General features: G+C 60.4%; 17 protein-coding genes and 1 pseudogene. 15 read left to right on the plus strand and 3 right to left on the minus strand.

Annotation, left to right across the window (positions count from 1 at the left end; genetic code table 11):
* Nucleotides 1-6 precede the first annotated feature (6 nt).
* Both tnpB (AKU79_RS10845) and tnpA (AKU79_RS10850) read right to left on the minus strand, forming a co-directional pair.
* Nucleotides 7-360, minus strand: coding sequence for an IS66 family insertion sequence element accessory protein TnpB (gene tnpB, locus AKU79_RS10845; protein ID WP_050523626.1), 354 nt, complete (start codon nt 358-360; stop codon nt 7-9).
* Nucleotides 357-785, minus strand: coding sequence for an IS66-like element accessory protein TnpA (gene tnpA / locus AKU79_RS10850; RefSeq protein WP_050521797.1), 429 nt, complete (start codon nt 783-785; stop codon nt 357-359). The genes tnpB (AKU79_RS10845) and tnpA (AKU79_RS10850) overlap by 4 nt, the downstream gene beginning before the upstream one ends.
* Nucleotides 786-1015: 230 nt before the next feature.
* On the opposite strand from tnpA (AKU79_RS10850), the gene AKU79_RS10855 reads away from it, so the two are divergent.
* From AKU79_RS10855 to AKU79_RS10890, 8 genes and pseudogenes are all read left to right on the plus strand, one after another.
* Nucleotides 1016-5413 carry a strawberry notch-like NTP hydrolase domain-containing protein gene (locus AKU79_RS10855; RefSeq protein ID WP_050523627.1) on the plus strand — a complete coding sequence of 1466 codons (4398 nt, stop codon included), beginning with the start codon at nt 1016-1018 and terminating at the stop codon, nt 5411-5413.
* Nucleotides 5410-6456: a DUF7146 domain-containing protein gene (locus AKU79_RS10860; RefSeq protein WP_050523628.1), complete on the plus strand. Its 1047-nt coding sequence runs from the start codon at nt 5410-5412 to the stop codon at nt 6454-6456. Before AKU79_RS10855 ends, AKU79_RS10860 begins: the two co-directional genes overlap by 4 nt.
* A 326-nt stretch (nt 6457-6782) precedes the next feature.
* A complete protein-coding gene (locus tag AKU79_RS10865) occupies nt 6783-7694 on the plus strand; it encodes a DUF2493 domain-containing protein (RefSeq protein ID WP_050523629.1) in 912 nt (303 codons plus the stop codon).
* Between the two features lie 55 nt (nt 7695-7749).
* Nucleotides 7750-7999: pseudogene (locus AKU79_RS10870) on the plus strand (recombinase family protein); the annotation flags it as partial.
* Between the two features lie 292 nt (nt 8000-8291).
* Nucleotides 8292-9437, plus strand: coding sequence for a plasmid partitioning protein RepA (repA, locus tag AKU79_RS10875; RefSeq protein WP_175545368.1), 1146 nt, complete (start codon nt 8292-8294; stop codon nt 9435-9437).
* The gene (gene repB / locus AKU79_RS10880; RefSeq protein ID WP_050523632.1) at nt 9427-10350 is read left to right on the plus strand and encodes a plasmid partitioning protein RepB; all 924 of its coding nucleotides are present in this window, start codon (nt 9427-9429) and stop codon (nt 10348-10350) included. The genes repA and repB overlap by 11 nt, the downstream gene beginning before the upstream one ends.
* A gap of 203 nt (nt 10351-10553) precedes the next feature.
* Nucleotides 10554-11696 (plus strand): helix-turn-helix domain-containing protein, encoded by a 1143-nt coding sequence (locus tag AKU79_RS10885; RefSeq protein WP_050523633.1) that lies wholly within the window; start codon nt 10554-10556, stop codon nt 11694-11696.
* Nucleotides 11697-11975: 279 nt separating this feature from the next.
* A complete protein-coding gene (locus AKU79_RS10890) occupies nt 11976-12695 on the plus strand; it encodes a hypothetical protein (protein ID WP_050523634.1) in 720 nt (239 codons plus the stop codon).
* Nucleotides 12696-12944: 249 nt separating this feature from the next.
* Here AKU79_RS10890 and AKU79_RS10895 read toward each other — a convergent pair whose 3' ends face one another.
* The gene (locus AKU79_RS10895; RefSeq protein ID WP_050523635.1) at nt 12945-14042 is read right to left on the minus strand and encodes a tyrosine-type recombinase/integrase; all 1098 of its coding nucleotides are present in this window, start codon (nt 14040-14042) and stop codon (nt 12945-12947) included.
* A gap of 157 nt (nt 14043-14199) precedes the next feature.
* Between AKU79_RS10895 and AKU79_RS10900 the strand changes: the two genes are divergently transcribed.
* The 7 genes from AKU79_RS10900 to tnpB (AKU79_RS20010) form a co-directional block, all read left to right on the plus strand.
* Nucleotides 14200-15084 (plus strand): DUF1403 family protein, encoded by an 885-nt coding sequence (locus tag AKU79_RS10900; protein ID WP_050523636.1) that lies wholly within the window; start codon nt 14200-14202, stop codon nt 15082-15084.
* 2 nt (nt 15085-15086) lie between these two features.
* Nucleotides 15087-15701, plus strand: a complete 615-nt coding sequence (gene scpB / locus AKU79_RS10905; protein WP_050523637.1) for an SMC-Scp complex subunit ScpB — start codon at nt 15087-15089, stop codon at nt 15699-15701.
* A 327-nt stretch (nt 15702-16028) separates the two neighbouring features.
* Nucleotides 16029-17315 (plus strand): Fic family protein, encoded by a 1287-nt coding sequence (locus AKU79_RS10910; RefSeq protein WP_050523638.1) that lies wholly within the window; start codon nt 16029-16031, stop codon nt 17313-17315.
* Nucleotides 17316-17431: 116 nt separating this feature from the next.
* Nucleotides 17432-19960, plus strand: a complete 2529-nt coding sequence (locus AKU79_RS10915) for a tellurite resistance TerB family protein (RefSeq protein WP_156209668.1) — start codon at nt 17432-17434, stop codon at nt 19958-19960.
* Nucleotides 19953-20432, plus strand: a complete 480-nt coding sequence (locus AKU79_RS10920; protein WP_231580151.1) for a BREX system ATP-binding domain-containing protein — start codon at nt 19953-19955, stop codon at nt 20430-20432. Before AKU79_RS10915 ends, AKU79_RS10920 begins: the two co-directional genes overlap by 8 nt.
* An 80-nt stretch (nt 20433-20512) precedes the next feature.
* Nucleotides 20513-20941, plus strand: coding sequence for an IS66-like element accessory protein TnpA (gene tnpA / locus AKU79_RS10925; protein ID WP_050521797.1), 429 nt, complete (start codon nt 20513-20515; stop codon nt 20939-20941).
* On the plus strand, nt 20941-21080 hold a 140-nt coding region (gene tnpB, locus AKU79_RS20010; RefSeq protein WP_408002841.1), incomplete at its 3' end, for an IS66 family insertion sequence element accessory protein TnpB. The genes tnpA (AKU79_RS10925) and tnpB (AKU79_RS20010), both read left to right, overlap by 1 nt.

The raw sequence follows: 21080 nt of genomic DNA on the forward strand, positions 1-21080 counted from the left end.
GTTGAGTCACTCTGCCGCAGCCGGTGGGCGCGTCTCCAGAGCCCTGACTTTACGCCAGTCGAGACCGGCAAACAGTGCCTCGAACTGGGCATGGTTCAGTGCCATTATCCCGTCTTTGATCGCGGGCCAGATGAAGGTCATATCCTCCAGCCGTTTGTAGGCCATCACCAGACCCGTGCCATCCCAATACAAAAGCTTCAGCCTGTCCGCCCGGCGCGCCCGGAAGACAAACACCGTCCCAGTGAACGGATCCTTGCGCAGAACCGAAGACACCAACGCCGCCAACCCATCATGACCCTTCCTGAAGTCGATCGGCTGTGTCGAGACCAGAACCCGCACCCGGTTGGAGGGGAACATCATGGCGAAGGCCCGAGCGCGCGCACAATCTCGGCAATTCTGGTAGCTGTCGCGGCACCGTCCAGCCGGATTGTCACTTGGCCAAGAGCGATTTCGATTGATCCCAAAGGCTGCGCTTCTGGCTTGCCTGGTTGACCCGAACGCACCGGCAAAGAAGGCGCATTTCCCTCCGACAGCACGAGAGACGCAAAGCAGAAGCCGTCGTCCTCCATCGCCGGCAAAACCAACTTGCCGTCCCGAGCCCGACCACGCCATTCCGACAAATGGTTCGCCCGCAGCCCATAACGTGCCGCAACCGCGTTCACCGTTACGCCAGGCTTCAGGCTTTCTGCAACGATCTGCGCCTTGACCTCGTCAGGCCAGCGCTTCTGGCCATTGCCCCGTAAATCCACCCCATAGTCCCTGAGAAACTCCACCGTAGTCGCCATCGCGAAACTCCCGCCCCATGTCCAACAGGTGCGGAGTCGCAGGTTAATCGATCATGCAGAAGGTGGGGGCCCGAGAACGCTTACTGAGAATTTGGCTGCAATCATATTCTCTGTGGTCGCGGTTAGGATCTGACCGAAAAGAGCGAGAGGCAGGGCGGGAGGGTTGACCCCTCCCGGGTGAGAGAGTGCGCGCGGGGCTTGGGGCCAACCCTCAACCCCGGAGATTGCCGATGAACGCTCACCCCTATTCCGTCCCGCTTGTGCCTGAGGCCGAGGCCCCTACCCTGCCAGAAACCTCGCGCTTCGCCCAAGACCTGATCCAGGCTGCGAGAACCCTCGTGCCGCAGTTCGAAGCGGGCAAACCCATCGACGCCGTCGCCCTTCGTGCCGCGATGGAGGATGCCTTTGGCGCCAGCGACACGAGCGGTGCGTGGGTCTGGAAGGACGCCTATGAGGCTGCCGAGGTCGCCCAGATCCTGATGCTCTCGCGCTACGGTGCGCTGATGCAGCGGCAGGCAACCTCGCCGCAAGCCTTCCTCACCATGATCGAACGTCTTGCCGGTCTGGTCCCCTCCCACACGCGGCGCTCTGAGGACAGCGTGCGTTTGCAACAATTCTCAACGCCTTTGCCTCTCGCGGCCATTGTTGCGCAGGCGGCGGGGGTTCGGGGCGACGACCTGGTGCTCGAGCCCTCGGCCGGTACCGGGATGCTCGCGATATTCGCACGGGTCGCCGGCACCCGCCTGGCGCTGAATGAACTCGCAGAGACACGCCGCGCCTTGCTGGGACAGCTGTTCCCCGACGCCGCAGTCTCGGATCACGATGCCGCCTCGATCGACGACCGGCTGGATCGGTCGATCACGCCCTCGGTCATCGTGATGAACCCGCCTTTCTCCGCGGCCAACCATGTCAAAGGCCGGTTCCGGCAAGCCACCAGCCAGCATGTCCTGTCCGCCCTGGCACGCCTCGCGCCGGGTGGGCGGCTTGTTGTCATCACGGGCGAGAGCTTCCGCCCCTCCACGAAATCCTTCCAGTCGACGTTTCAGCGGATCAACCAGAGCGCCAAGGTGGTGTTTTCTGCCGCGATCGACGGCAAGGTCTTCACGCGGCATGGCACCACGATCGACACGCGGCTTACCGTGATCGACAAGCGCGCGGCTGGCGCTGAAGCGACCGCGCCGGTCGACATAGAGGCCGCCTATCATCCGATCTGCGCGACCACGGGCGCTCTCCTTGCGTCAGTTCTGACCCATTGCCCGGAGCGCCGCAGCCCCCCACCCTGTCCCACCACATCGGCGCTGTCGGTCCCGTCTCAGCCGAGCCGCACCAACCTGCACGCCCTGCGCAACGCCGCCCGCCAGGAAACCCGCGCCCTCGCCGAGGAACGCGCCAGACATCCCTTCGATGACATTGGGACGGCCCTGCTCGACTATCTGCCAAAGGCCTGGAGCGAACCCGACGGTGCGCTCCAGGACACAGTCTACGAGGCCTATGACCTTCAGGCGATCCAGATCCACGGCGCGGCGGTGCATCCGACAGCGCTGGTACAATCCGCCGCCATGGCCTCGGTCCCGCCACCCGTGCCAAGCTACCGCCCGCTCCTGCCGAAGACCCTCGTCGCGGACGGCCTCCTTTCCGCGCCGCAGCTCGAAAGTGTCATCTACGCGGGCAATGCCCACGAGACGCATCTTAAGGGCTGGTTCAAGCGCGGCGAGATCGAAGGCCAGCTGATGGCAGCGGTAGAGGGCGACGAAAGCGCTTTTCGCCTGCGCAAGGGCTGGTTCCTGGGTGATGGCACCGGCTGCGGAAAGGGGCGGCAGGTCGCGGGCATCATCCTCGACAACTGGCTGAAGGGGCGTCGCCGGGCGGTCTGGGTCTCCAAGAGCGACAAGCTTATCGAAGATGCCCGGCGCGACTGGATGGCGCTCGGTGGCCGCGAAAGCGATATCGTGCCGCTCTCGAAATTCCGTCAGGGAAGCGACATCCGCCTGCCCGAGGGCATCCTTTTCGTCACCTATGCCACGCTGCGCTCCACTGAGCGCGAGGGGAAAGCTTCCCGTCTCGACCAGGTGACGTCCTGGCTCGGGGAAGGGTTCGATGGTGTCATCGCTTTTGATGAAAGCCACGCCATGGCGAACGCCGCCGGCGAAAAGTCTGATCGCGGCGACAAGAAGGCCTCCCAACAAGGTCTTGCCGGACTCGCGCTGCAGAACGCCGTGCCAGATGCGCGCATCGTCTATGTCTCAGCCACCGGCGCGACGGTCGTCGGCAATCTCGCCTACGCGTCGCGCCTCGGTCTCTGGGGCACTGGCGATTTCCCCTTCGTGACGCGGGCAGAGTTCGTCTCCGCGATGGAGGCTGGGGGCATTGCCGCCATGGAGATGATCTCGCGCGACCTGAAGGCGCTCGGGCTCTATCTGGCGCGGTCTCTCTCCTATGCCGGGGTTGAATACGAGATGCTGGTCCATGAGCTGTCCCCCGCTCAGATCGCGATCTATGACAGCTACGCCGATGCCTATCAGATCATCCACACCAACCTCGAGGCAGCCCTTCAAGCGTCTGGCATCTCGTCCGAGACCGGCACCTTGAACCCTCAGGCAAAATCCGCCGCGCGCTCGGCGTTTGAGAGCAACAAGCAGCGCTTCTTCAATCATCTCATCACCGCCATGAAATGCCCCTCGTTGATCCGCACCATCGAGGCGGATCTGGCGGCGCGTCATGCGGCCGTGATCCAGGTGGTCTCGACTAGCGAGGCGGTGATGGAACGACGACTCGAAGAGATCCCGCCCTCGGAATGGGACGACCTGCAGGTCGATTTTACACCGCGTGAGAACATCATGGACTATCTGATGCACAGCTTCCCGACGCAGCTCTTTGAGCCCTACACCGACGAGAATGGCGATCTGCGGTCGCGCCCTGCCCTCGATGGTGATGGCAATCCGATTATCTGCCGTGAGGCGGAGCGGCGGCGGGATGATCTTGTCGAGCATCTTGGGGCCCTCGCCCCGGTGCAGGGCGCGCTCGACCAGATCCTCTGGCATTTCGGGGGCAATGCGGTGGCGGAGGTCACGGGGCGCAAGCGGCGCATCGTGAAGACGCGCGAAGGGCAGCTCAAGGTCGAGAACCGCCCCTCCTCCTCCAACCTTGGTGAGACGCAGGCCTTCATGGATGACGCCAAGCGGATCTTGATCTTCTCTGATGCAGGCGGCACCGGTCGCAGCTATCACGCCGATCTTGGAGCCAGGAACCAGCGCCTCCGGGTGCATTACCTGCTGGAGCCGGGCTGGAAGGCCGACAATGCGATCCAGGGGCTCGGGCGCACCAACCGCACCAATCAGGCGCAGCCGCCGCTCTTTCGACCCGTCGCGACCAATGTGAAAGGCGAGAAGCGGTTTCTCTCCACTATCGCGCGCCGCCTCGATACGCTGGGGGCGATCACCAAGGGGCAACGCGAGACCGGCGGACAGAACATGTTCCGCGCCGAGGACAACCTCGAGAGCGCCTATGCGCGCGCTGCGCTGCGGCAGTTCTTCTACAAGCTGCGGGCGGGCAGGATCGACGCCTGTTCTTACGCGAAGTTCCAGGAAATGACCGGGCTGACGCTCGATGAGACGGATGGCACCATGAAAGAAAACCTGCCGCCGATCCAGCAGTTCCTGAACCGCTGTCTCGCGCTCCGCATCGACATGCAGGACGCGATTTTCGAGGCCTTTGGCGGGTTCCTTTCGGCAATCATCGAGGACGCACGCCAGGCCGGCACTCTGGACGTCGGGCTAGAGACCCTGCGCGCCGAGAAGTTCGTGATCGTAGACCGCAAAGTCATCTTCGAGCATGAGGCGACGGGGGCGATGGCCACCGCCCTGACCGTCGAGCGCACGGACCGCAACGATCCGCTCACCCTGCCCCGCGTCAAAGCGATCTGCTCCGATACGAAGGGTGCGACGCTCTGCTGGAACAAGACCTCCAAACGCGCGGCCCTGATGGTGAAGGCGCCGGCCTTCATGGACGAGGATGGCGTGCCGATCCTGCGGGTGAAACTCCTACGACCCATGGCAACCGAGATCCTTGCTCTGGCCGAGTTCTCGAAGTCGCACTGGGAAGAGATCGATGATGCGATGTTTGAACACCTCTGGCAGGCCGAGGTCGATGCGGTGCCGGAGTTCACTACATCGAAGATCACGCTGATCTGCGGCCTCCTCCTGCCGATCTGGGACCGGCTGCCCGCCGACAATATGCGCATCTACCGCCTTCAGACACAGGATGGGGAGCGCGCCATCGGTCGCTTGGTCAGCCACGAACAGCTTCTCAATGTCTACGCGCGCCTTGGTCTCGATTGTCAGATCGAGATGTCGCCTCAAGAGGTCTTCGCTGCGGTGATGAATGCGAAGACGAGCCTCCGCCTGCTCGGCGGCTACCAGTTGCGCCGGTCGCTGGTCATGGGACAGCCGAGGCTTGAACTGATCGGCGTATGGGGCGCGGCCCTGCCCGCACTGAAGGCCTCGGGCTGTTTCACCGAAGTGATCCAGTGGAAGACGCGGGTGTTCATCCCGGTGGATGGCACCGAGGTGCTGGCACGGGTCCTTGCCGCGCATCCAGTTGGCGCCAGCGCTGCGAATGCAGCCGCATGAACGCGCGGCGCAGTATCGCAGACCTCTCGGCCGATCTGGCAGACCGGGCCGAGAGTTTCTGCCGCCAGTATTTCCCCGAGGGGCGGAAACAAGGCAACTACTGGCAGATTGGCGACACCTCTGGCGCAAAGGGCCAGAGTCTCGCAATCCGACTACAGGCGGAAGGCGGGCGCAAGGCCGGGTCCTGGACCGATTACGCGACGGGTGAATATGGCGATCTGATCGACCTGCTGCAGGAGCGGCTTGGGTCGGTCACGCTTAAGGAAACGCTGAGGGAGGCCCGGTCCTTCCTTGGAGAGGCCCCCTGCCCTGCCGAGTCTCGTGACGCTCGAAAAGTTGAGCGCCCGGATGCAACCTCCGGCAAACGCACCGCGCGGGCGCGGAAGCTCTTTGCCGCAGGCAAGCCGGTTCTTGGCAACTTGGCCGCCACCTATCTACAGGGGCGCGGGATCACACGGCTCGGCCCGGCCCTCCGCTATCACCCGCGGGTCTTCCTGCGGCGCGGCACGGACGACGCCGATCCGCCGCAAAGGGCCCCTGCCCTGCTCGCAAAGATCACCGACAATCGTGGCCAGATCACCGGATGCGCGCGCACCTATCTCGACCCGTCCACCGGCGGTTTGGTCGCCATCGAGAGCCCGAAGCGGATCCTTGGACAGCTGCACGGCCATGCCATCCGCTTCTGGTCCGGTACCTCTCGTAGCGATCTCATCGTCGGCGAAGGGCTCGAGAATACTCTCTCGGTCGGAACGGCTCTCTCTGAGTTCGACCTCGCCTCCTGTCTCACCGCCACCCATCTCGGTCTCTTCATCCCGCCGCCGGGCATCAGGCGTATCTGGATCGCGCGGGACAATGACGAAGCTGGACGCAACGCATCCATGAGACTGCGTAACAAATTGGAATCATTAGGAATAACCTGTGGTGATCTTGTGCCAGACATGGGTGATTTCAACGACGATTTGCGGGCATTTGGCAGAGATGCGCTGCGCCGGTCCCTGTTAGGGGCCATGAAAGCACAATGTCTAGAGATCGAGGACGGGTGACCGCCAACCTCCCCGGGGATGTCCGAGAGGGCAAAGGTTCCACTGGTTCAATCTGATCCCGTTTGGATAAAGGGAGCGATGGACCGGCGGGTCGGGGCCCAAGAAAGCTGAAAGAGGGGCCCCTCGCCCGGGCAGCAATGCCCCCCGAACCAGAAAATTCCCCTGCTCCTCCGCGTGGTCGCGTCGGCCCATTCCTCGCGGGAACAATTTTCCGGCCCGCGGCGCATTCTCCGCTTTGCTCCGATCCTGACGGATGCGGCCCGGTCGCCGCCGGTCCTGATATCGCCCCATCCAAATCGGGTCAGATCAAACAGAGGAACCAGACAATGCCCCATCAGACAGACATCCCCGAGGACACCGGCGTAACCTCCGCCATCCTCGACCACCTCGCACTTCATGGCGCAACACCGGGTCCCGGCGAGACCGATCATCGCCCCCTGCCCCAGCCAGACGAGGTCGAGCTCGCCATGGCGACGCTCTTTGACACCAGCATCGGCCTTCTCACCGGCAGCCAGTTGGAAGACAATCTCGAAGAGATGCTCTGGTCCCTGACCTCGATCTTCCATCGCCGGCTCACCCATATCCAGAAGCTTCTCGATGACAACGAATTCGAGGTCCGGGAAAGTCTGGCCATTCAGGACGGCTCCGAGGTCGCCTCGGTCGAACTCGAGCGCCTCCAGATGATCGGGCTCAAACTCTGGGACCATCGCGACGCCTTCGAGCAGATGCGCGATCTGGCCGTGGACCACTTCTCGGCCGCCACCGGCTCGCCCTGGCTGCCCCGCACCGGATCCAAGGTCTCGCATCGCGGTCTCACCTCCGCCGTGGTGGACAGCCGGGCCTATCTTTCGGCCAAGCGCCGCAAGGAGACCGAGGTGCACTGCCCCGAAGGCACGCGGATCGCCTTCTCGGGCGGGGATTATCACGCCTACGATCTGATCTGGTCCGTCCTCGACGCCACGCACGCCAAATACCCCGACATGGTGCTCCTGCACGGCGGCACGCCCAAAGGTGCCGAGATGATCGCTGCCCGCTGGGCAGATTCCCGAGGCGTCACCCAGGTGGTCTTCAAACCCGACTGGAAGAGCCACGGCAAGGCGGCTCCCTTCAAGCGCAACGACAAGATGCTCGAGACCATGCCACAGGGTCTGATCGCCACCCCCGGCTCGGGCATCACCGAGAACATCGTTGACAAGGCCCGCAAGCTCGGGATCCGCATCAAGAGGATCGGGGCTTAGGCCCCGGTTCGATCAAACCGTGAAATGGACCACACCCGTCGGAAGATAAGCGCCCTTGTTGCGCACCGTAAACGTCTATGTCCGCGACGGCTTCTTGGCAGAGACCGTGCTTGAACGTACCGGACGGCCGACTGCCAGCCATTGTCGCAGGCATCAAGGGCTCAGATCCCGACATCACGCTTCGGGCTATCTGTGATCGGCTGGAGGTGATGCGCGAACGCACGCCCCGTGGACGCACAAGCTGGCAGCCGTCATCGGTCAAGATGCTGTTGGAGCGGGCCGAGAAGCTGGGGTTGCTCGACTAAGCTCCCCGAGAATCGCCCTCCGATTCTGTCGGCCGATTTCTGTACGCACTCACAATACATCTTGTGGTCATTTCATAGCGGACAACGAACTGTTGAAGTAGAGTGAGAGCACAGTCGCCCAAGACGCTGATTTTTAACAGTTTACCGTCGCCAGAAATAGGTGCCTTCAACACCACTGGGCCGCTCAACGGTTTGGTCTGGATTTATCCACCATATCTGTTAAGCTCTGCAAAACAATAAAGACTTGAGGGCAGTAATGAACGGGATACGGGCCTCCCAGAGATTTGAAGTCATGTCGAAGCGGCTTGGTAGTCGGTTGCGTGAACATGCGCAGGAAACCTTTCCACCGGACGCTCAGAAAGGGCTTCGCCGCTTCGCCATGCGGGAAGCGGCTGAACTGCTTCGCATCAATCAGAATACCTTTCGCCATCATGTGTCAAACCTCGAAGGCTTTCCCGAAGGTGTCCTGGAGGGCGGCAACCGCCGTAGCTTTTCTGCAGAGGAGATGGTCGAGGCACAACGCGTACTTCTGGAGACCGGAAGGATCAAGCCAGAAGAACACCCGCACAGAAGACCTGGAGAGGCTTGTCAGATCTTGACGATCTTCAACCTGAAGGGTGGCTCCGCCAAGACGTCATCTGTTGCCCATGTAGGTCAACTACTGGGTCTGCGCGGCTACCGGGTCTTGCTGATCGACCTCGACAGCCAGGCAAGTCTGACAAACCTGTTCGGGGTTACTCCCGAGCTCGATCCGGATATGCCGACTTCATACGATCTTATCCGATCCGACGATCCATTGCCCGCAGCAGAGATCATTCGCAAAACGAACTTCCCGACCGTGGATCTGATCCCGGCATCTATGGACATCATGGAGTACGAGTTCGAGGTCGCCTTGAGCTTCAGACACGGCGCCACCACGTTCCATAGCCGCATCCGGGAAGCGCTTGAGCCCGTCCTCAACCGATATGATGTGGTGATATTTGACACCCCACCGCAGCTGAACTTCTCGGTGATCTCTGCCCTCTTTGCATCGACCGGGGTCCTGATCCCGCTCAACGCGTCGATGCTCGATGTCATGTCGCTGTCGAGTTTTCTGGGCATGGCGAGCAACCTAATGGGCGTCGTCGAGGCACACGCCCCAGAACATGGACTGAACTTCGTGCGCGTTCTGATCACCCGCTACGAGAATACGGATGGTCCGCAGGTGCAGATTTCGTCTCTGCTTCGGACAGTCCTCGGGGATGCCGTGCTATCTGCCGAGTTCCTGAAATCAACAGCCGTAGGTGACGCTGCGAACACCCAGCAGAGCATCTTCGAGGTCGAACCTCGCGACGTGAACCGCAGAACTTACGAGCGCGCGATCGAGTCTGTTTCGCGCGTGACCGACGAAGTCGAACGCGAAATCCTGAAGGCATGGGGGCGTAGCCATGGCGCGTAAGGTCTTCGGAGACTCACTCAAGAACGCGATGGGCAAAACTCCGCTTTCGGACGAGGATCTGGATGTGAAGCGCACGAGCCCGACTGTAGCTCGCGCACAATCATCCGTGCTCGAAGAGGATAAACACGCCACGCGGCTGATCGACCCGACCGCCATACGGATGTCCGCGGTCATGGACCGCATCGATCCAAGCGATGGTCTGGATGAGCTTGTCTCGTCGATCCGCGAGCACGGTCAAAAGGTTCCAGTGCTAGTTCGCCGAACCCAGGACGGTGCGCATGAGATCGTCTATGGACGCCGTCGGCTTCTCGCTTGTCGCCAACTTGGTCAGAAGGTACGCGCCACGGTCATGGAGATGACCGACGAGGAAGCTCTCATTGCCCAAGGCGTGGAGAATAATGCGCGCCAAGACCCATCGTTCATCGAAAGGGCCCTGTTTGTCGCCGGGATCATTCGAGAACTTGGGAAAACCGACGAGACGCGCAAGAACGCTCAAACAATCGCTTATCGGGCACTTCAGATCGATGAATCGCTCGTCTCGCGGATGAACCGTATCGCGACGGGCATCCCGATAGAACTGATCCAGGCTATCGGACCTGCACACGGCGTTGGTCGGCGGGTCTGGGAGAAGCTCTTCAGGCTGTGCGAGAAAGACGTCGCGAGAGCCCGAGAAGTTGCCAGCGAAATTCCTCGCAACTTATCAGGCCCCGACCGTCTCGAAGCGGCGGTTACCTTGCTAACAGCCACCAAGCCGTCGACGCAGAAGGCACATCCCAGTGAGCGGGTGAAGATCGGCCGAAAGGGTAACCGCATCACCATCGACGTAGACGCTGATCTTGCCCCGCGAGTTGAGGAGGCAGTCCGGAAGTTGGTCACCGAGCTTCTTGACCGCGGTCAAGATGGGCCAGAGTGACGACCCCGTGTCTTGACCGCGGTCAAGACATCAAGAGCAACGAGCAGAAAACGAAAGGAGGACCGGCTAGAAAAAGAAAGACCCCCCGAAAGCGGTGCTTCCGAAGGGCCTCAATCAGTCTCGACACCTGATTGATACCCCCAAAACGAATCGATTTCAACACCGCTCGCGGTGAACGGGGAAGCTTTTTCTTCCGAAACACCATGAGACATGCAACTAAAGCAACAACCGCCCTGGCGGAACGGACATCTTTACCCTGCCCTAACCCCTATGAGCTTCTGGGCCCGGTTCGCGTACTGAGGAAGGAGCTCGGCCTCACAACCAATGACCTCGCCGTTCTGACTGCGCTCATTAGCTTCCTACCCCGCAAAGAACGTGAGATTCAGGACAGCCCGCGACTTGCACTCACTGTAGTGTTCCCATCGAACGCTTCTCTGTCAGAGCGCGCAAATGGACTCGATGAGAGAACACTTCGACGCAGCCTGGGACGCCTCTCAGCTGCTGAACTGATCGAACGCAAGAACTCAGCAAATGGCAAACGCTTCCCGCTACGGTATGGAGGCGTCATCAGAGACGCCTTTGGCATCGACTTGAAGCCCTTGATCCAGAGGTACGGCTCGCTCGCGACGCAAGCCTTGCAGCTCACCGAAGAACGCGAGCGCCTGCGCTCACTGAAGGCTGAGGCGTTGGCCCTACGTGCATCGCTAGTCCAACAGACACGCTTCGATGAAGCAAAGGTCTCTACCCTCAACATGATCAGAAATGTCCTGCGTCGAGCGACATTAACCATGGATGCAGTCCTGAGCGTTATCTCTGAACTTAGAGCCCTCGGAGCCGATACAGACGCATGCTACGGTGAACTCCATACCGCAGCGAAAGATGAAACCGAAGATAATTTACAAGCTGTCGAACACCAGCATCATGGACCACATTCCATCGATCTGTCCGCCACAAACGGACAAAATGTCCGGCACATAGAGTCTATAAAAAAAGATATTAATAAGATTGCTGTCTCAACAGTCCGATACCCTGAACAAACTACGCGAACCAAACCCACGATGAACCGAGACCCAGCACAAATGGCATGGGAAGACTTCACCCATGTTACGGGATTTTTCCCAGAACCGCCTCGCTCAGGAGAAGCTCTTACCCGCATTCTATATGACCTCGCTCGATTGCTTAGAATAAGCCAGGATGAACTGAAGCGTGGAATCCAAAAAGCTGGCGCAGGAAAACTGCTTCTCGTTTTCGACTATCTGATTGCACGAGCAGACACGATCAAACACCCTGATGCCTATTTTGAAAGGATCCTACGCACACAACTTGCTCCCACACGTGCTTCTTGACCGCGGTCAAGAAGCACCATGAGATCGAAAGAGTGACTTCCGGCGGCCGTCTTGGAGTAAATCTGATGATGAAAACAGTCCGGAAAATCACTCTATCCCCGTCCCGGGATATCCCCTTCGACAAGCTGATACTGAACCACTCCAACGTAAGGCGCAGTAGGACAGGCCTATCCGTCGAGAACCTGGCCGAAGACATCGCGCTAGTCCCTCTTGCAGAGTTTAAGCGTGCGGGATACGGAGTCCGCGCTTCTCGCCGAGCATGGTTCTCTTGCGGAAAAAATGCACCGCGTCACCCCTGCCCTGCTCGCGGTCTATGCCGAGGACGGCGTGATGCTGGAGCAGCCTATAGCTTTCACTGTAAACTCGGGTCACGCGCGTCAGGTTCAGGTCTGGGATGTAATCAATTCATCCTGGAACAAGGAGCAGTTCCAGCTCTGGCACATGCTGACTGACCTCTTTCAGGGCGATGACGGCGGTTGGAACGAAGACACTGCGCTGCTCGATCGCCTGATGACGCGAAAACTCCAGGCCGAGACTCAGACCAGTGCGATTGAGGGTTGGAAGTGGATCAAGGTAGCACTTGACCTGCCCTACAGCTACAGTCACGACCTAAGGTCCCTGCCCGGCGATCCGGAGCCGATGACGGATAACGAAGGTGCCACTCATGCCATGCTGGGCGTCGATTATCGGGCGCTGGAAGAAGAAAATGCGGGTCAGGGTGAATTGCCGGACGAGATCGACACTCCGGGAGCCGTGGTGAAAAAGTTCGAGACCCGGTCATTGACCTTTGATCCGTCGGAAGTCGGTCGGGCAGGGGTGTTCGACACATTTTACCGTTACGGCGCACTCGCTGTCTATCGCCGCTATTTGCGCCCAGAGAATGAGCTCCGCGAAGAGACCGCGGTCCAGAACGGTGCTAATCCTGAACAGGTAGGGTGTGAGATGATTGTAATCTTGCGGTCATGCCGATGCTACCATGTTGGAACTATCATCATGTAGGGTGGTCACGCCAATCGGAGCTGACCCGCCGAAGGATCAAGATGACGGAGCGGTCGGTCATGATGTTGACGGCTCCCTGGACGCTGGGGTTGCATAAAGCTATGAGACGTTCTCCGGATGACACACTCTGGGATTACGTAACGCTCTTCGGCGAGAGCAGCCATCTGGCCCTGCTGGCGCATTGCCTTAGCTTTGGCGCCAACGCGCTGCTTGGAAAGGTGAACCCTAGCGGGCAGGCATCTTGGGAGCTTATAGCCCGGCTGCCTTCGTCAGGTTCACCCGGAACCGGTCGCGGCGACGCTGATAGCGGCGGGTCATTTCGGCGGAAGCGTGGCCCAGCTGTTTCTGAACGTAGCGTTCATCGACCTCTGCCGAACTGGCGAGACCGGCGCGCAAACTGTGACCGGAGAACAGCGCCAGGCGGTCTTTCTCGGGCAGGTCAGATCGGATGCCCGCGTCCAGGACCGTGCGCTTGATCAGCCGCGCAACGTGTTTGTCGTTCAATCTCGCTTCGGATGCGCGTTTGCCATCACGCGAGGTGCCGACGAAGACTGGACCGAAGTCGATCTTTGCGAAGTGCAACCATTGCTCGAGCGCATGCACGGGGCAGGTTTGATCCTTGGACCCGCGGCCAATCTCGACCTCCCGCCAGCCAGTCTTGGCATTGAGGGTGAGCAGGGCACCCTTGTCCAGTACCTCAATCCAGCCGCCAGAGTCCGGCGTGTCGTCCTTGTGCACATCAAGACTGACGATTTCCGAGCGGCGCAGGCCGCCAGCATAACCCAAGAGCAGGATCGTCCGATCCCGCAGCCCGCGCAGGTCGTAGGGCAGGGTGGCTACCATCAGGAGAATGTCTTTGGCCAGGATCGCTTCTTTTTGCACAGGCGGGCGCGCATGCTTGCGCTTGATCCCGGCCAACACCGTGGCGATATGGCGGTTCTTGCGATCAAGGGCGAACCCGCGCTGCGCGTAGTTCCAGACGAGACCTGAAAGGCGGCGTTCGATTGTGCTGACGGATAGCGCAGGGGAGGGGCCCGACCCGGAGGCCAGATCCGCCAGATAAAGCCCGATCATATCTGGCGAAGGCGGCAGAGGCTCGGTGCCCTTCATCCGGCACCAGCGTGCAAAATGCGCCCAATCTTTCGCGTAGGCCTTCAGCGTGTTGTCGGAGGCGGCGGCACGCGCATAGTCGCGGGCGGTGTCCACCAGGCGATCGAGCGAGCCGGAGCCAGCCACATACGCGGGCAGGGCGATCCCATCGCTTCTGTCTTGACCTCTCTCGTCGCCTTGAGCATCATCAGACTTACTAGAGTGCGATGACATCGAATTCTTGTTGTCTGAGTCCATTCATTCCCCGAAAATACGCTAATTTTGAGACTGTTTTGCAGCCTATTCCAACGTGTCCGATAAGGCAAACTTATTGGACATGACTGTAAACCACAAGGCGCGGCGGTTTTTGCGCTATTTTCTGGCAGAAAGCGCCGCACAAGTGTAGGCTCTGGGCATGACATTTGCCCGACCGGATCACGCCAGCGACTTAGGCACCTTACCCAGGATACCCGGCTGGGTCACCTCGGCGCGGGCCGAAACCCTTGAAGATGTGGCGTTTTTGTCGGGCGCGGCGCTGAACCACCTGCATTTTGTGTTGGGACGCGAGGAAGTCCCCCAAGCCTTGTTGCGAGAGCGACTGGCGCTGCGCGCGGCTGAGGCTTGTGTTGCGTTTTCCGGTCGTCCCGAGCGGGCAGGGGAGCTGCGTGACGTTGTGCACCTTCTGTGCCCCGGCGACCTGCCCGGACCGGCCGGCGAAACCTGCCTGGCCTGGCGGCGCGCGGTGGAGCGGCCGATGTCGATCAAAGCTCTGGGCCGGGCGTTGCCGACCCTCGAGCCGGGCCCGATCGCAACCTGGCTCGACGCGGGGAAAGGCGGGCCGGTGACCCGTGCCGCAATGGTGCTGGAGGCGGTGCTGCGCGAGGCGCCGCACGCAGACGTAGCAGGGCTGATCCTCGCGGATGCGGCCCTCGCGCAGGCGCTTGGTTGGGACCGTCTCGTGCCGCTGCTGGCCCCGGGCCTGAAGCGCGCCGACCTGCGCAAGCAAGGCGATGACCTTTGCTTGGCCTGTCATCGGGCGCTCATCTTTGCGGCGGTCGAGGCCGTGCGCCTTGCCGCCGATCTCGCGCGGCGGGCGGCGCATCTGAACGCCGTCGCGCCGAAGCTTCGGGCCAAGGGCGCTGGCGAGGCCGTCGAGATGTTCCTGACCCGCGACGCTGTCGCACCGTCGACTTTACCTTTGCCGGATCGCGCCGCGCGGCGGCTCTGCGACCGGCTGGTCGATCTTGGCGCGGTCCGCGAGCTGACCGGGCGCGACACGTTCCGGCTCTACGGGGTGTAGGGATGGCGAAGGATCGTTCCGACCTCGATCTTGACCGCGAACTCGCCGACCTGCCGCCGGAGCTGCGCTGGCGCGAATGGATGCGGCGGATCGAGGCGGTGCTCTTTGCCTCTGCCTCGCCGGTCCCGCGCGAGGATCTGGCCCGAGTGGTGGGGCAGGGGGCCACGGTCGATCTGCTGGTCGAGGATCTGGCCGCCGATCTGGAGGGGCGGGCGTTCGAGATCGCCCAAGTCGCCGGCGGCTGGATGTTTCGGACGCGAGCCGCCTATGCGCCCGCGATCCGCGCGGCTGCGGATGTCGGGGATCAGTTGCTGGACCTGAGCGAATTCGACATCGCGGTCCTGGCGGCCGTCGCCTATCACCAGCCGATCACCCGCGATGGCCTCAAAGACATCTTCGGCAAGGAAATCAGCCGCGAGCTGATCGGGCGGCTGCATGCGCGTGGCCTGATCGGGACCGGGCCAAGGTCGCCTCGGCGCGGGGCGCCCTATACATTCGTGACGACCGAGCAGTTCCTTGTCGCGTTCGGGTTGGATAGCCTCCGCGATCTTCCCGATCGGGAGCAGCTGGTGGATGCCGGGGTTGTGGGCGAAGCACCACAAGTCGATTTCGGATAGCGAGTTGCCGATCTTGTTGGGCGCTAAGGATCTGAGAGAGCACTGTTTTACCTCACCATGGTTTCGAATCTTGCCGATCTCCGTTGCCGATGCTTGGCGCAAACTCGGTCGTTCTGGTTATCGTTTCATCTGCAGCGCAACGATTCATGTGGGGCGCCAGAAATATTCACAATTTCAAGGTGATAATCGTTTCGTGCTTTTGACGAAGTTGGCTTTTGCTTCCTGACGCCTGAATCGTTGCAAAATCCGCGCAACGAAAACTTGCGCCTGGGAAAAGTGTAGGTGTATCAATATCCTAATCGTTTCACGCTTGCAGGATATCGTTTCATGGCCCTGTCGGATCAAGACATTCTCGACTTTGTCGGTGAGAACCCGGGTGCTGGACGCGATGCCATCCGGAAGGGCATTGCAAGGGATGTGAGCGAAACCACCGTATGGCGTCTCTTGAAGCGCATGGTGGATGAGGGGCGCCTCGAAGTATCCGGCAAGGGCAGGGCGACAGGATACAGAATTGCCGGGGGCGCGGTCGTCCGGGCGCATTTGTCGACGCCATATAACCGGCGAGCGCCGGTATCCTATCGACCGGAGTTTCTCGACGCCTACGTCCCAGAAAAGACCTGGTACCTGTCTGCACCAGACCGCGAAAGATTGTTGGAGGCCGGCCGTCCGCAGGGCGGCGCAATTCCTGCCGGAACATACGCGCGCCGGATCCTTGAACAGCTTCTGGTTGATCTTAGCTGGGCATCATCCAGGATGGAGGGCAACACCTACGATATTCTGCAGACCGAGCGACTGATCAGGTTTGGCGAAGAAGCTGCGGGAAAGGATCGAAAAGAAGCCCTGATGATCCTCAACCATAAGGAAGCCATCCAGTATGTCGTCGACAATCTCGATGAGATAGGGCTTCGGCGTCCCGATCTGTTCGCGATTCATGCGCTGCTCTCAGACGGACTCCTGGCGGATCCGGCAATGTCGGGCCGATTGCGAGCGATGCCGGTCGGGATCTCGCACTCGAGCTATCGACCGCTAGACGATGCGGTCACGATCGCAGAGGAGTTCGACATCCTGCTCCACAAGGCTGCGCAGATCACCGATCCGTTCGAGCAGTCCTTTTTCCTCTTGGTGCACATTCCGTACCTCCAGGCCTTTGCCGACGTTAACAAGCGAACTTCGCGCGTGGCCTCGAACATCCCACTTCTAAAGTCGGATCTTGCGCCGATGTCGTTCACGACGATGGACGACAGCGACTATATCGATGGGCTCATCGGGGTTTATGAATTGAACAATGTCGCGCTGCTGCGTGAGGTCTACATGGACGCGTACTTGGCGTCTGCGGAGAAATACCGAATTCTTCGCGCTGAGGTGGAGAGCCCGGAAAAGGCTGCGCTTGCATATCGGGAATTCGTTCGCGCTGCGGTCCGGCGTTGCGTTCTCGAATTCAAGGAGTTCCGAAACGATGCGGTTGATGAGATGGCTTTGGCTGCTGGCGTGCCCGATGCTGATCGAGCGGATGTTGTCGCTTACGTTCGTGAGCAGATCGCTGGGCTCCATGAAGGCAACGTAATCCGCTATCGGCTGAAACCAGACGACCTGAAAGGAGTGAACCTGCGCTAGATCGTTGATCGAACCGGACCGAAGAACGTCTACGCATCAAAAGCGCATTCAATCATTGCGATAGTCGTTGCAATGATGGGCATCCAAAATAGTGTGGTTCGGAGAGGGTTCCGATAATGTCTTCAATACTCAAGTTTTTCCGAATTACTTTCTTTCTCGCCCTGTATTTTTTCTTATGCATGGTCGTGGTGACCATAATGCTTCAGGGTTGGCCGGTTGGTGGCCAGATGCTGTTTGCATTTGGTGTTCCCGTCATTCTGGTCTGGTGGCAAGAAAAACGGAGATCGCGGAAAGTCGCTGCAAAGGCGCAAGCTGAGGGGAGTTCCGAAACCCACCCCCCCCGACCTGAGCCGGTGCCGCGCCCAAGTGCCTACGACAAGCGTATCGAGCGTGAGCGCGAACGAACTCGCGAAGCCAATGCGTCTCAAGCACCGGCTGCCGTGCAGGCCTACTCTCCACCAAAGCAGGACTACGCTGAAATCGTTCGGGCTGGAAAGTCTGCGGCGCCGGCACTTGCCGCGGCCGCTGAACGAAATCAGCCCTCGCGAATGGCATCGAGCGTATCGCCCCGACCAACGAAAAGCGGGTGGGTCCCGTCTAGCGAAACAGCTAGCGTGGCCGGCCGCAACATCGGCGGGATGGTCTATGTCGGCACGCCCCCCTTGCTGAACACCTACGGGTATCGTGACAAATGCCGAGCCTATATCGATCCGTCCCTGTCGGTCGCGCGCTCTGGACCCGACAAAGCTGGAGAAGGTATGCCCTACTGGCCTGGGTACTCGGATATCTCACCTCAGTGCCGGGCGACCTACCTCGACTGGTTGGCCAGCGGGCGAAACGATGCCTCCTACAACCCCGGCTACATGTTCCTGTACTTCTACGGGCTAGAGCGTCGCTTCTTCGTTGATCAGTCCAATGAAGACGCAAAGGATATCGTCCAGGAAGTTCGGCGGCTGCAGTCACTTTACCCTGACAACCACTCCGTCAGGCGCTATTTGGGTGAGTTCCTCGACATAGCGATGCTTGCCGAAACCGACCTCGACGCGATCGATCCGATTTTTGAGAAGCAGGGCTGGGAACTTCCGTTCTCACTCAAATACGCAATCGGAGCTCGGATCGACAAAGGCGAGAACCTGACAGCTGACTGGTTGCTGAGTTGGCTCATCTGCCATCCGGAAACAAATCTGAGAACTCCCGCGACGCGATGCCGTGACGAGTTCGTCGCTCTTTTCCGTATGCGGTTTGATCGGCGTTTCCCTGATGGGCTCAAAGTAACCAAACCCCGGAAATCACTCACGGCTTCTTATAGGGCCGCCTCGAGCGAGTTTCAGGGGTCTGCCAACCCAACCGTTGATGGCAAGCCGGTCCCGGATATTTCCGGTCTGCGCAAACCGGTCGAGATTGCCCAGGAGTTGGCTGACGAGGTGATGAACGACCTCGACAAGCTCAGTCGCTTCCTGGGCCGAAACCCTGATGGCCGCGGAAGCGTGGAAGCGCATGCCTTATTGCCCTCTGAACTGTGGGATGCCTTCCCATCGGAGGAAATGAACCGCTTGAAATCTTGGGCTGCCGATATCGTCGATCGGGGGGGATTGGTGCCGCTTGAAGAGGTGATCGGACGTCTGGAGGGAGAAACGGACGAGAAGATCGGGAAACGGCAAATGACAGGAGCGGCCGACGCGCTCGCGCGCCTCGGTTTCGGTCTGGCGCCCGACCCTCGGTTTGCGCTCCGGTCGCCCAAGGCGGAAGAGCCTGTTGTGCTGTTTCGTCTGGGCGAGCCTATCGAGCGACTGGAGGACGTTTCCGACAGCTATCGAAGCGCCTTAATCGAATTGGCACTTGGGTCGTTCGTTGCTCATGCGGATGGTCGCATCGCGGAGCCTGAACGCAGGGCGTTGGAAGAGCAAGTTGCTGCCGCGGCCCTCAGCGATCAGGAACGCCGCAGGCTGCGTGCAAACCTTGAATGGTTCCTGGCCGTGCCACCGGACATGACGCGTCTGCGGCGCAAATTGAAGGAGGTGGGCCAAGACAGCCAAGCCGCTATGCGGGCAGCGCTGGTCGGTGCAGCACATGCCGATGGCATTATTCACTCCGACGAAGTCGCAAGCATCGAGAAGATCTACAAGGCCTTGGGCCTTGATCCTGCGCTGGCCTACTCGGACCTGCATGCTGGCGAAGTTGCGGATGGTCCACGCACCGTTCGTGCCTCGCAACCGGGTCGCCCGGGCGAAGCTATACCCGCGCTTGAAAAAGCCAGCGGACCGAAGCTCGACGCTTCGCGGATCGCGGCAATCCGTTCGGACACCGAGCGCGTGTCGTCCGTCCTCGGTCAGATTTTCGATGTTGAAGAGGAAGAAAGTGGTGCCTCCGGGCCTGCCAGCCAAAGCCAGCTGGCAGGGCTTGACCCGAAACACGGCGCCCTTGTTCTCGAACTGGTTACTCGGGAGCATTGGTCTGAGACCGAGTTCGAGACGATCTGCGCCTCGCATGGCTTAATGGCGTCCGGGGCTTTGGAAGCAGTGAATGAATGGGCTTTTGAGACCTACGATGAAGCGCTTCTCGACGAGTATGATGGATATGAAGTGTCTCCGGAGATTGCGGAGGCGGTAAGAGAAAAGATGAGTGCGGAGGGCAGGGATGTCTAAGTTGAAACCACGTGAACGCGATGCAATCGTACAGGCGCTTCGGGCCGGGGTCGTGCCCAAGCTCGGTTTACGCCATATTCAGGTTGGCCGCGTCCGAGAGATTGAAGAGCTCGTCAAGGACATGGACCGGATATCCGATGGCGGATCGGCGATCCGGTTCATCATCGGGGAATACGGATCGGGCAAGACGTTCTTCATGAACCTGATCCGCCTCGTGGCTCTGGAGAAAGGCCTGGTCGTGATGTTCGCGGATTTAGCGCCAGATCGGCGCATTCACGCGACCGGCGGACAAGCTCGCGGGCTGTATGCCGAGATGGCCCGAAACCTCTCGACGCGGACAAAACCCGATGGCGGGGCATTGGCCAACGTGGTGGAACGGTTTGTCAGCCAGGCTCACCGAGATGCTGAAGAACGGGATTTGCCCACGGGGATCGTCATTCGTGAACGCCTTGGCCACTTCGAAGAACTGTAAGCGTTCTCGGGCCCCCACCTTCTGCATGATCGATTAACCTGCGACTCCGCACCTGTTGGACATGGGGCGGGAGTTTCGCGATGGCGACTACGGTGGAGTTTCTCAGGGACTATGGGGTGGATTTACGGGGCAATGGCCAGAAGCGCTGGCCTGACGAGGTCAAGGCGCAGATCGTTGCAGAAAGCCTGAAGCCTGGCGTAACGGTGAACGCGGTTGCGGCACGTTATGGGCTGCGGGCGAACCATTTGTCGGAATGGCGTGGTCGGGCTCGGGACGGCAAGTTGGTTTTGCCGGCGATGGAGGACGACGGCTTCTGCTTTGCGTCTCTCGTGCTGTCGGAGGGAAATGCGCCTTCTTTGCCGGTGCGTTCGGGTCAACCAGGCAAGCCAGAAGCGCAGCCTTTGGGATCAATCGAAATCGCTCTGGGCCAAGTGACAATCCGGCTGGACGGTGCCGCGACAGCTACCAGAATTGCCGAGATTGTGCGCGCGCTCGGGCCTTCGCCATGATGTTCCCCTCCAACCGGGTGCGGGTTCTGGTCTCGACACAGCCGATCGACTTCAGGAAGGGTCATGATGGGTTGGCGGCGTTGGTGTCTTCGGTTCTGCGCAAGGATCCGTTCACTGGGACGGTGTTTGTCTTCCGGGC

This window comes from Pseudorhodobacter wandonensis (genome assembly GCF_001202035.1).
In the GTDB taxonomy this organism is placed as follows: domain Bacteria; phylum Pseudomonadota; class Alphaproteobacteria; order Rhodobacterales; family Rhodobacteraceae; genus Pseudorhodobacter; species Pseudorhodobacter wandonensis.